The sequence below is a fragment of the Mycobacterium gordonae genome (assembly GCF_002101675.1).
Taxonomy (GTDB): domain Bacteria; phylum Actinomycetota; class Actinomycetes; order Mycobacteriales; family Mycobacteriaceae; genus Mycobacterium; species Mycobacterium gordonae.
Genome location: NZ_LQOY01000252.1, coordinates 1 through 11,432 on the forward strand (window position 1 = coordinate 1; position 11,432 = coordinate 11,432).

General features: G+C 67.8%; 10 protein-coding genes. 7 read left to right on the plus strand and 3 right to left on the minus strand.

The genetic code is table 11. The annotated features are described in order from the left end of the window. Positions 1 to 114: 114 nt before the first annotated feature. Together AWC08_RS33205 and AWC08_RS33210 are read right to left on the minus strand one after the other, a co-directional pair. Positions 115 to 666, minus strand: coding sequence for a hypothetical protein (locus AWC08_RS33205; RefSeq protein WP_232007917.1), 552 nt, complete (start codon positions 664 to 666; stop codon positions 115 to 117). Positions 667 to 669: 3 nt separating this feature from the next. Then, a complete protein-coding gene (locus AWC08_RS33210) occupies positions 670 to 1,737 on the minus strand; it encodes a M23 family metallopeptidase (protein WP_069434031.1) in 1,068 nt (355 codons plus the stop codon). A 280-nt stretch (positions 1,738 to 2,017) separates the two neighbouring features. On the opposite strand from AWC08_RS33210, the gene sucC reads away from it, so the two are divergent. From sucC to AWC08_RS33225, 3 genes are all read left to right on the plus strand, one after another. Next, the gene (gene sucC, locus AWC08_RS33215; RefSeq protein WP_069434020.1) at positions 2,018 to 3,181 is read left to right on the plus strand and encodes an ADP-forming succinate--CoA ligase subunit beta; all 1,164 of its coding nucleotides are present in this window, start codon (positions 2,018 to 2,020) and stop codon (positions 3,179 to 3,181) included. A 13-nt stretch (positions 3,182 to 3,194) separates the two neighbouring features. Further along, positions 3,195 to 4,109 (plus strand): succinate--CoA ligase subunit alpha, encoded by a 915-nt coding sequence (gene sucD / locus AWC08_RS33220; RefSeq protein WP_069434021.1) that lies wholly within the window; start codon positions 3,195 to 3,197, stop codon positions 4,107 to 4,109. Between the two features lie 118 nt (positions 4,110 to 4,227). Next, a complete protein-coding gene (locus AWC08_RS33225; protein ID WP_069434022.1) occupies positions 4,228 to 5,754 on the plus strand; it encodes an acetyl-CoA acetyltransferase in 1,527 nt (508 codons plus the stop codon). Here AWC08_RS33225 and AWC08_RS33230 read toward each other — a convergent pair. Further along, positions 5,751 to 6,599, minus strand: coding sequence for an LLM class F420-dependent oxidoreductase (locus AWC08_RS33230; protein ID WP_065132338.1), 849 nt, complete (start codon positions 6,597 to 6,599; stop codon positions 5,751 to 5,753). The two genes, AWC08_RS33225 and AWC08_RS33230, sit on opposite strands and share 4 nt — an antisense overlap. Before the next feature lie 167 nt (positions 6,600 to 6,766). Here AWC08_RS33230 and AWC08_RS33235 point away from each other — a divergent pair, with 167 nt between their 5' ends. From AWC08_RS33235 to purH, 4 genes are all read left to right on the plus strand, one after another. Continuing rightward, positions 6,767 to 7,681, plus strand: coding sequence for a DUF5336 domain-containing protein (locus AWC08_RS33235; protein WP_065132339.1), 915 nt, complete (start codon positions 6,767 to 6,769; stop codon positions 7,679 to 7,681). Positions 7,682 to 7,734: 53 nt separating this feature from the next. After that, positions 7,735 to 9,045, plus strand: coding sequence for a cell division protein PerM (locus tag AWC08_RS33240; protein ID WP_372513538.1), 1,311 nt, complete (start codon positions 7,735 to 7,737; stop codon positions 9,043 to 9,045). A gap of 175 nt (positions 9,046 to 9,220) precedes the next feature. Then, a complete protein-coding gene (purN, locus tag AWC08_RS33245) occupies positions 9,221 to 9,850 on the plus strand; it encodes a phosphoribosylglycinamide formyltransferase (protein ID WP_065132340.1) in 630 nt (209 codons plus the stop codon). Continuing rightward, on the plus strand, positions 9,847 to 11,412 hold the full coding sequence (gene purH / locus AWC08_RS33250; protein WP_069434023.1) for a bifunctional phosphoribosylaminoimidazolecarboxamide formyltransferase/IMP cyclohydrolase: 1,566 nt from the start codon (positions 9,847 to 9,849) through the stop codon (positions 11,410 to 11,412). The genes purN and purH overlap by 4 nt, the downstream gene beginning before the upstream one ends. Positions 11,413 to 11,432: the final 20 nt, after the last annotated feature.

Sequence of the window (11,432 nt, forward strand, 5' to 3'; positions counted from 1 at the left end):
ACCCCCGCCCAACGCTTAGCAGCCCTGCTCGATCAAGCCGCCTAACCGCGTTGCACTAACCACTTGACATTGAGCGCGAAAATATCGCCGTCACGACACGTTCGGCGAAGCCGGCTACTCGGCCCAGCGCCTAGTCTCCGGCAGCATCGCCAAAACCACGCTCGCGACCGGCAACAACGGCAGCGCATGGACTATCCATCCCACGCGCGCACCCGCGATGAACACCCCGAGGTAGGTCAGCAGCGCCACCACCGCTCCGGCCACGATCAGGTAGCGCCCGAACGGGCGGCGCAGCAACAGCATGATCACGCCGCTGATCGTGGTGAGCGCGAAGACCAGGGCCAGGAATCCGACGGCGATGCAGAACAGCCGGTCGGTCTGCCACCAACCGGCGATCAGATCGGTGGCCACCACCGACGTAGCCCATCCGCTGACGATGCTCACGGCGCTGGCCGCCACCGCCGTCCGCGCACTCGGCTCCTGCCGCAACACCGCGGGCAGCGGCGGAAGCCCTGCCGGACGCGGGATCTGGGTGGTCGGCTGCGCGGTTATCGGTGGCAGCGGACTGGTCGGCGCACGCCGAATGATCTTGGTGCGTGGTTCGTTTGGCGGTTCGGCGGGCTCGGGTGGGTTCTCGCTGGGGGAGGGATCGTTCGGCCCGGTCACCGGTCAGCCGGCGTAGTTGCCGACGGACAAACCCCGCTTGGCCAGCCACGGCACAGGGTCGATCCGCTCACTGCCACCCAGCAGCACCTCGAAGTGCAGGTGCGGGCCGGTGGAGTTGCCGCGGTTGCCCATGGTTGCGATCTGGTCGCCCGCCATCACACGTTCACCGACGCTCACCAGCGTGGTGTTGACGTGGCCGTACAGCGTCACGGTGCCGTCGGCATGCAGCAGCTTGACCCAGGCGCCGTAGCCGGCGGTCGGTCCGGCGTCGATGACGACGCCGTCGGACACCGCATAGATCGGGGTGCCGATCGCATTGGCCAGGTCGATACCGGCGTGCAGCACGCCCCAGCGGTAGCCGAAGTTGGAGGTGAAGATGCCCTTGGTCGGCATGACATACAGCGGCTGCTGCAGGCGCGCTTCGCGCTGAGCCCGCTCCTGTGCGAAGGCCACGCCGCGGGCGAGTTCTTCGTTGTGCAGCGCCGCATTGGCCGGTTGGGCGGCGATCACCTGCACCCCACGCGGCGCGCTGGTGCCGGCGTTCCCGGAGCCGCCGGTGAGCGTCGAGGCGTTGGCGGTCAGCACCGTCTCGATCTTGGTGTTGTGGTCGGACTGGCTGAGCGCGGTGTGGGTGGCCGCTGCGGCGGCCCCGGCTGCCATCGCCCCGATCAACAGACGTCCCTTGGCGGCGCTGGTCGGCTGCTTGCGGTGGCTGCCGCCGCGGCGCGGGACGGGGGTGACGTTGATGGCGTGGGTGATCGGGTGCGGGGCCTCGGCGGCAACGCGAGGCAGGACCTCGGTGGCGGGGGCGGCCAGCCACATCGGCGTCAGATCGTCGGTGTCGTCGAGGTCGTCAAGTTCGGGGGCCTGCAGCAGCAGGTCGTCGAACGCGAACTCGGACTCGCCGAAATCCAACTCGTCGAGGTCGGCCAGCTCCATGTCGTCGAGTTCATCAGACCCGTCTAACGGAATGATCTCGGTGACTTCGTTGCGGTGGTGATGGGGCCAGCGTTCCCGGGATGCGCGCGCCGATACTGCGGCGGCAGTGCGAGCGAAAAGGTGCTGGGACAAGCTGAAATGTCCTCGGATCGTGACCATAACGTTATCTGGACCTTGAGAAGGTATCCGCAAACGTGGGGGGCTGGCAACCTCAGTATGAAAACCGGTCATTTTTGTGAATTGGATCACGTTTCGTCTCTGTGGCCATGGCGTGACGTATGCCACAGCGGTGGGATGCGGCGGCAGGGCTGATTTCCGGGGTCGATACAGTTCCTCCGTGCGAGTTGCCGAGTACCGGCACCGCCACCCTAGTTGGCCTAGCAAGTAAGCCGAGCAAAGGCAGTGACGCCCCATGGATCTGTTCGAGTACCAAGCTAAGGAACTGTTCGCCAAGCATGGCGTACCCGGCACGCAAGGCCGGGTTACCGACACCGCCGAAGGCGCGAAGGCCATCGCGGAGGAGATCGGTGCGCCCGTGATGGTCAAGGCCCAGGTCAAGACCGGTGGCCGAGGCAAGGCGGGTGGCGTGAAGTACGCCGCCAACGCCGAGGAAGCCTACGAGCACGCCAAGAACATCCTGGGCCTGGACATCAAGGGCCACATCGTGAAGAAGCTGCTGGTCGCCGAGGCCAGTGACATCGCCGAGGAGTACTACCTCTCGTTCCTGCTCGATCGCGCCAACCGCACCTACCTGGCGATGTGCTCGGTCGAGGGCGGCATGGAGATCGAGGAGGTTGCGGCCACCAAGCCCGATCGGCTGGCCAAGGTGCCGGTGAACGCCGTCAAGGGCGTCGACCTCGCCTTCGCGCGGTCCATCGCGGAGCAGGGCCACCTGCCCGCCGAAGTGCTCGACGCAGCCGCGGTGACGATCGAGAAGCTCTGGGGGGTATTTGTCGGCGAGGACGCCACCTTGGTGGAGGTCAACCCGCTGGTGCGCACGCCGGACGACAAGATCCTGGCCCTGGACGGCAAGGTCACCCTGGACGCGAACGCCGACTTCCGCCAGCCCGGGCACGCCGAGTTCGAGGACCGCGCGTCCACCGACCCGCTGGAGCTCAAGGCCAAGGAACACGACCTGAACTACGTGAAGCTCAGCGGCGAGGTCGGGATCATCGGCAACGGGGCGGGCCTGGTGATGTCGACGCTGGACGTGGTCGCCTACGCCGGTGAGAAGCACGGCGGTGTGAAGCCGGCCAACTTCCTGGACATCGGTGGTGGCGCGTCGGCCGAGATCATGGCGGCCGGCCTGGACGTCATCCTGGGCGACCCGGAAGTCAAGAGCGTGTTCGTCAACGTTTTCGGCGGCATCACGTCGTGCGACGCGGTGGCGGCCGGGATCGTCAAGGCGCTGGAAATCCTGGGCGACGAGGCCAACAAGCCGCTGGTGGTCCGCCTGGACGGCAACAACGTCGAAGAGGGTCGGCGGATCCTGGCCGATGCCAACCACCCGCTGGTGATCCAGGCCGACACGATGGATGCCGGTGCCGACAAAGCCGCCGAGCTGGCGAGCGCCTGAGAGGACGACTGACATGGCTATCTTCCTGAACAGGGACAACAAGGTCGTCGTCCAGGGCATCACCGGCGCGGAGGCCACCAAGCACACCGCGCGGATGCTGGCCGCCGGCACCCAGATCGTCGGCGGGGTCAACGCCCGCAAGGCGGGCACCACCGTCGCGCACAAGGACGTCGACGGCAACCCGATCGAGTTGCCGGTGTTCGGCAGCGTCGTGGAGGCGATCGAGAAGACCGGCGCCGATGTGTCGATCATTTTCGTGCCGCCGGTGTTCGCCAAGGACGCGATGATCGAGGCCATCGACTCCGAGATCCCGTTGCTGGTGGTCATCACCGAGGGAATTCCGGTGCAGGACAGCGCCTATGCGTGGGCCTACAACCTGGAAAAAGGGGGGGCAAAGGGTCCGCGTACCCGCATCATCGGGCCCAACTGCCCGGGCATCATCAGCCCCGGCCAGTCCCTGGTCGGCATCACCCCGGCCAACATCAGCGGTCCCGGGCCGGTCGGCCTGGTGTCCAAGTCGGGCACGCTGACCTACCAGATGATGTATGAGCTGCGCGATTTCGGGTTCACCACTTCGATCGGAATCGGCGGCGACCCGATCATCGGCACCACCCACATCGACGCCATCGAGGCGTTCGAGAAGGACCCCGACACCAAGCTCATCGTGATGATCGGCGAGATCGGTGGTGACGCCGAGGAGCGCGCGGCCGACTTCATCAAGGCCAACGTGACCAAGCCGGTGGTCGGCTACGTGGCGGGATTCACTGCGCCCGAAGGCAAGACGATGGGCCACGCGGGCGCCATCGTGTCCGGCTCGTCGGGCACGGCGGCCGCCAAGAAGGACGCACTGGAAGCCGCCGGCGTCAAGGTGGGCAAGACGCCGTCTGAGACCGCGGCGCTGGCGCGGGAGATCCTCAAGACCCTGTAGCGCGAGCAGACGCCAAAGCCCCCATTTCGTGCCGAAATGAGGGGCTCTGGCGTCTGCTCGGCGGGTCAGGGCAACCCGCCCGGGAGGCACGCCGGTCGCTGCGGTAGATAGTAAGGCTATGAATCTTGATCCGCGGACGCCCGTGGTCGTCGGCGTCGGGCAGGCCGCCGAGCGTATCGACGACCCCGGCTACCGGGCCATGTCACCCGTGGAACTGGCCGCTGCCGCAGCCCAGGCCGCCCTCGACGACTGCGGTGCTACCGCGGTGGCCGCCGAGGTCGACACGATCGCGGCGCTGCGACAGTTCGAGATCTCCGGACCGGTGCCCAACGCGCCCCTCGGCCGGTCCAACAACTACCCACGCTCGGTCGCCAAACGGATCGGCGCCGAACCGCGTCGCGCGATCCTCGAGATCGTCGGCGGGCAGGGCCCGCAGCACCTGATCACCGAACTTGCCGGCGAGATTGCGGCGGGGCGCTCCGAGGTGGCCCTGGTCTTCGGCTCGGACGCCACATCCACCCTGCGGCACTTCGCGCAGCGTGAGGACAAGCCGGACTTCAGCGAAACGGTTGACGGTGACCTGGAAGACCGCGGACCGGGCATCGAGAAATACATCTCGCGCTACACCGTGATCCACGGACTGGTAGATGCGCCCACCCAGTACGCCCTGATGGAAAACGCCCGACGAGCCGCGACGGGCCTCGGGCCGGCCGAGTACCTGCGGCGGATGGCCGAACTGTTCGCGCCGTTCAGCAAGGTCGCGGCGAGCAACCCCTACTCTGCCGCGCCGGTGGAGCGGACGGTCGACGAACTGATCACCGTCACCGAGAGCAACCGGATGATCGCCGAGCCCTATCCGCGCTTGCTGGTGGCCCGCGATCAGGTGAACCAGGGCGCGGCGGCGCTGCTCATGTCGGTCGAGGCCGCGCGTCGGCTGCGCGTTCCCGAGGACAGATGGGTTTATCTGCGCGGGCATGCCGACCTGGAGGCGCCGGCGTTCATGGAGCGGCCCGACCTCGGGCATGCCCCGTCGGCCGTCATGGCGGCCCGCGAAGCGCTCCAGGTGGCCGGCATCGGCGTCGACGATGTCGCCACCTTCGACCTCTACAGTTGCTTCCCGGTACCGGTGTTCAACATCTGCGACGGGCTGGGCATCGCCCCCGACGACCCGCGCGGGCTGACCCTGACCGGCGGGTTGCCGTTCTTCGGCGGCCCCGGCAACAACTACTCGATGCACGGCGTCGCCGAGACCGTGGTCCGGATGCGAAGTGCGCCAGGGCAATTCGGGTTGGTCGGGGCAAACGGTGGCATTCAGAGCAAGTATTCGGTCGGCATCTATTCCACCGCGCCGGCCCCCTGGGGGTCCGATCGCAGCGCTGAGTTGCAGGCGCTGGTCGACGGTGGACCCAAGGTGCGGGTCACCGAGAACCCCGACGGCGCCGCCACCATCGAGACCTACACCGTCCGGCGCGATGGCGGCCGACCGACGGGCGTCATCATCGGCCGGCTCACCACCGACGACAGCCGTTTCCTGGCCACCACCGAGGACGACGCACTATTGACCCTACTGATCGACGGCGACCCGATCGGGCAGCCGGTGCAGGTGCGCTCGTTCGATTACGGGAACCGCTGCACGGCCGGTTAGGCGAATGACGCCAGCTTGCCGGCCAGCCGCTCCACGTACGAGGCCACCTTGTCCTCGTCGGCGTCCGGCAGGCCGAACAGCACCTCGGTGACGCCGAGATCTGCCCAGCGTGCCAACTTTTCGGGATCCGGCTTGAAGTCGAGTGCCACGATCTGTGGGGCGCCATCGCGCCCCGCCGCGGCCCAGGTGTCCTGCAGCAACTTCACCGGCTCGTCGATGTCGAAGTCACGCGGCGTGGTGATCCAGCCGTCGGCGCTGCGCGCGATCCACTTGAAGTTCTTCTCGTTGCCCGCGGCGCCCACCAGCACCGGAATGTGCGTCTGCACCGGCTTGGGCCATGCCCAGCTCGGGCCGAACTTCACGAACTCGCCGTCGTACTCGGCCTCTTCCTGAGTCCACAGCGCCCGCATTGCCTCGAGGTACTCGCGCAGCATGGTGCGACGACGGCCGGCCGGCACGTTATGGTCGGCGAGCTCGTCGGTGTTCCAGCCGAACCCGACGCCGAGGCTAACTCGCCCGCCGGACAGGTGATCCAGCGTGGCGATGCTTTTCGCCAAGGTGATCGGGTCATGCTCGACCGGCAACGCGACTGCCGTCGACAGCCGCACCCGCGACGTCACAGCACACGCCGCGCCCAGGCTCACCCAGGGATCCAGGGTGCGCATATAACGGTCGTCGGGCAGCGTCTCGTCTCCGGTGGTGGGATGAGCCGCCTCGCGTTTGATCGGGATATGCGTGTGTTCGGGTACGTAGAAGGTGTGAAAACCATGTGTGTCGGCAAGTTTCGCTGCTGCCGCAGGGGAAATACCGCGATCGCTGGTGAACAGAACGAGGCTGTAGTCCATGCCCCAATTTAGAACGTGTTCTACTTTTGGCCGCAGCCGACCCCCTGCGGCGACGGGCACTAGTTGTCAGAGGTGCGCTAGCGTGGTTGATCGAATGCGTCGCAGGCCGTACCGCGTCGTGCCGAAGCAGAGGGGCCGTGACGGCACCGGAAGCAACAGGAGGACTCATGACCTACCCGCCCGGTAGTCCCGGATATCCATCCGCGCAACAGCCGGCCGGCTCGTACGGCAGCTCCGCGCCTGCCGCCCCCGCCGCCGCCGGCGAGCCCGGCGAAAGCAAGCTGGGGCTGTACCTGGCCATCGCGGTAGCGGCACTGGGCCTGTTGGCGTACTTCTTCAGCTTCGGCCCGATGTTCACCTACAACGGCGACATGGGCAGCGCATCCGGCACCGCGGCATCGGGTGACACCGGGTTGTCGATTGCCGTCGTCCTGTTGGCTGGGATGCTGGCGGGGCTCGGGCTGTTGCCCAAGGCCAAAAGCTACGTGCCCATTGTCGCCGTCCTCTCGGTGCTGGGAGTGCTGCTGATCATTGCGGCCACATTCAATAAGTCCCCCCTGTTGTCCACCGGATGGGCGCTGTGGATCGTTCTGGTGTGCATCGTCTTCCAGGCGGTGGCCGCGGTCGGCGCGCTGCTGCTGGACTCGGGCATCATCAGCGCGCCGACGCCGCGTCCCAAGTACGACCCGTTCGGTGGTGGTTACGGACAGTACGGTCAGTACGGCCAATACGGGGGTCAGCCGGGCGGGTACTACGGTCAGCCGGGTGCACAGCAGTCCGCGCAGAACCCGGGCCAATCCGGGTACGGCTCACAGTACGGTGGTGGCTACTCGTCGAACCCCAACCCCCAGTCCGGCGGCTTCGCGGCACAGCCCACGCAGCAGGTACCCCAGCAGCAACAGGGGCCGACCAACACGCCGCCCACCGGCTTCCCGAGCTTCAGCCCGCCACCGCCGGTCAGCGCAGGCAGCGGATCGCAAGGCGGTGCTGCCCCGGTCAACTACGGCAACCCCGCCGGCGGTGGCCAGCAATCGTCCTACGGCCAGGGCCAGCAGCAGTCGCCTGGTTCGGCGCCCGTCTAACCGTGCGCTCTCGCGCCTAGTCAGGCTCGTGCGCGAAGAGTGACCCACCAAGAGTGACACGGGTGTCGGCAAGAAACCGAGAAACGGGCGCCCGCCAGGCGCGCGACCTGGTCAGGGTAGCTTTCGCCCCCGCGGTGGTGGCGCTGGTCGTCATCGCGGCGGTCACACTGTTGCAGCTGCTGATCGCCAACAGCGACATGACCGGCGCCTTGGGTGCCATCGCCAGCATGTGGCTGGGCGTGCACCAGGTGCCGATCTCCATCGGCGGTCGGGAACTGGGCGTGATGCCGCTGTTGCCGGTCATGTTGATGGTGTGGGGCACCGCACGTACCACCGCGCGCGCGACCTCGCCGTACTCGTCGTGGCTGGTGATCCGGTGGGTCGTCGCGTCGGCGCTGGGCGGCCCGCTGTTGATCGCCGCCATCGCGCTTGCCGTCATCCACGACGCGTCGTCGGTGTTGACCGAACTGCAGACGCCCAGCGCGCTGCGGGCGTTCACCAGCGTGCTGGTGGTACACGCCATCGGCGCCGCGATCGGGGTTTGGTCACAGGCGGGGCGACGCGCATTGGCCGCTTCTCCGTTGCCGAACTGGCTCGGTGATTCATTGCGCGCGGCTTCGGCCGGGGTGCTGGCCCTGCTCGGACTCTCCGGTGTGGTGACGGCGGGGTCGCTGGTCGTGCACTGGTCGACCATGCAAGACCTGTACGGCATCACCGATTCGATCTGGGGCCAGTTCAATCTGACCGCGCTGTCGGTGCTGTACGCGCCGAACGTCATGGTGGGTGCCGCTGCGGTCGCCGTCGGGTCCAGCGCCCATATCGGCTTCGCGACATTCAGCTCGTTCACGGTGTTCGGCGGCGATGTGCCTGCCCTGCCGATCCTCGCCGCGGCGCCCACGCCGCCGCTCGGGCCGGTGTGGGTTGCGCTGCTGATCATCGGTGCGGCATCCGGAGTCGCGGTCGGTCAGCAATGTGCCCGGCGTGCGCTGCCGTTGATCCCCGCGGTGGCCAAGTTGCTGGTGGCGGCCCTGGTGGCGGCGATGATGATGACGCTGCTGGGTTACGGCGGCGGCGGCAAGCTCGGCAACTTCGGCGACGTCGGCGTCGACCACAGCGCCATGTTCCTGGGCGTGTTGTTCTGGTTCACCGTGGTGGGTGGGGTCACCGTGGTGATGGCCGGAGGCGTTCGGCGACGGCCGCGACGGCGGCGGGTCAGGCCGCCCGCTGCTGTACCGGAGCCCGTCGAAGACGACGAACCGTTGGAGGGGGCTTTCGACGACGAGGACGAACCCGTGGGCGTCGAGGAACCTGCGCTGCCTGACGAGCAGGCCGACGAGCCGCGCCCGCCAGCGGAAGAAGATTAGTTCGTCTGCCCGTCTTGCGTCTGCGAAGGTGGCGTCGAGTCTGCGGTGAGGGCTGCGCCCAGGGCGGCAGAGCAGCCCTGGACGCAGTTTCGACGAAGCCCGACTCGTTCTGATGTGTCGCGCTCCTCCTCCGGCCGCAGAGCGGCCGGCATCGTCGCCCGACTAGGCTCTCCGTGTGCAGGAACCGCTCCGTGTACCCGCGAGTGCACCGGCGCGGCTCGTGGTGCTGGCATCGGGCACCGGTTCGCTGCTGAACTCCTTATTGGACGCCGCCCAAGGCGACTACCCGGCGCGGGTGGTGGCCGTCGGGGTCGATCGCGACTGCCGGGCCACCCAGATCGCCGCCGGCGCGGGAATCCCCGCCTTCGCCGTCCGCGTCGGCGAGCACCCGACCCGCGACGACTGGGACGCGGCCATCACCGAGGCCACCGCAGCCCACAGCCCGGACTTGGTCGTCTCCGCGGGGTTCATGAGAATTCTTGGACCGCAGTTCCTTTCGCGGTTCAACGGCCGCATCCTGAACACCCACCCGGCGCTGCTGCCTGCCTTCCCGGGCGCGCACGGCGTCCGCGACGCGCTGGCCTACGGCGTGAAAGTCACCGGCTGTACGGTGCACCTGGTGGATGCCGGCGTGGACACGGGCCCAATACTGGCGCAGCAGCCCGTCGAGGTCCGCGACGGAGACAATGAAGAGACCCTCCATGAACGCATCAAGGTCGTGGAACGCCAACTCCTGGTGGATGTGGTGGCCGCGATCGCGACCCGTGGCGTGACGGTCACAGAGCGAAAGGCGACCCTGGGATGAACATCGACAAGAAGCCGATCCGTCGCGCGTTGATCAGCGTGTACGACAAGACCGGTCTGGTCGAGCTCGCCCAGGGCCTGACCGCCGCCGGCGTCGAGATCGTCTCGACCGGATCGACAGCGAAGACCATTGCGGACAAAGCGATTCCGGTGACCCGCGTCGAGGAGCTCACCGGTTTCCCGGAGGTGCTCGACGGTCGCGTCAAGACCCTGCATCCCAAGGTCCACGCCGGTCTACTGGCGGACCTGCGCAAGCCCGAACACCGCGCCTCGCTCGAGAAGCTCGGCGTCGCCGCCTTCGAACTCGTCGTGGTCAACCTCTACCCGTTCACCCAGACCGTCGAGTCCGGTGCCAGCCCGGACGAGTGCGTCGAGCAGATCGACATCGGCGGACCGTCGATGGTGCGCGCCGCCGCAAAGAACCACCCCAGCGTCGCCGTCGTCGTCGATCCCCGCGGCTACGACGGCGTGCTGGCCGCGGTGCGCCACGGCGGGTTCACCCTCGCCGAGCGGAAGAAGCTGGCCTCGTTGGCTTTTCAACACACCGCCGAATACGACATCGCCGTCGCGAGCTGGATGCAGTCCACGTTGGCGCCCGAAGAGCCGGCGCACGAGTTCCCGCACTTCTTCGCCAGGAACTGGCGCCGCCAGGCGACTCTGCGCTACGGCGAGAACCCGCACCAGCAGGCCGCGCTTTACACCGACCCCGGCGCCTGGCCGGGTCTGGCGCAGGCGGAGCAACTGCACGGAAAAGAGATGTCCTACAACAACTTCACCGATGCGGACGCGGCTTGGCGGGCGGCCTTCGACCACGAGCAGACCTGCGTGGCGATCATCAAGCACGCCAACCCGTGCGGCATCGCGATCTCCGACGTCTCGGTCGCTGACGCCCACCGCAAGGCCCACGACTGCGACCCGCTGAGCGCGTTCGGCGGTGTGATCGCGGCCAACACCGAGGTCAGCGTGGAGATGGCGGAGTACATCAGCACCATCTTCACTGAGGTGATCGTGGCGCCCGCCTACGAGCCGGGCGCCGTCGAGGTGCTGACCCGCAAGAAGAACATCCGGGTCCTGCTGGCCTCCGAGCCACTGAACGGCGGGCACGAGCTGCGCCCGATCAGCGGCGGGCTGCTGATCCAGCAGCGCGACCAACTCGACGCCCCGGGCGATGACCCGAACAACTGGACCCTGGCCACCGGCGATCCCGCCGACCCGGCCACCCTCACCGACCTGGTGTTCGCCTGGCGCGCCTGCCGCGCGGTCAAGTCCAACGCCATCGTGATCGTCGCCGGCGGCGCCACCATCGGCGTCGGCATGGGCCAGGTGAACCGGGTCGACGCCGCCCGCCTGGCCGTCGAACGGGGCGGTGACCGGGTCAACGGCGCCGTCGCGGCCTCCGACGCGTTCTTCCCGTTCCCGGACGGACTCGAGACGCTGACCGCCGCCGGCGTCAAAGCCGTCGTGCACCCGGGTGGGTCGGTGCGTGATGACGAAGTCACGGCCGCCGCCGCCAAAGCCGGTGTCACGCTGTATCTCACCGGAGCCCGGCACTTCGCCCACTGACTGTTCGGCGCGTCACGCGG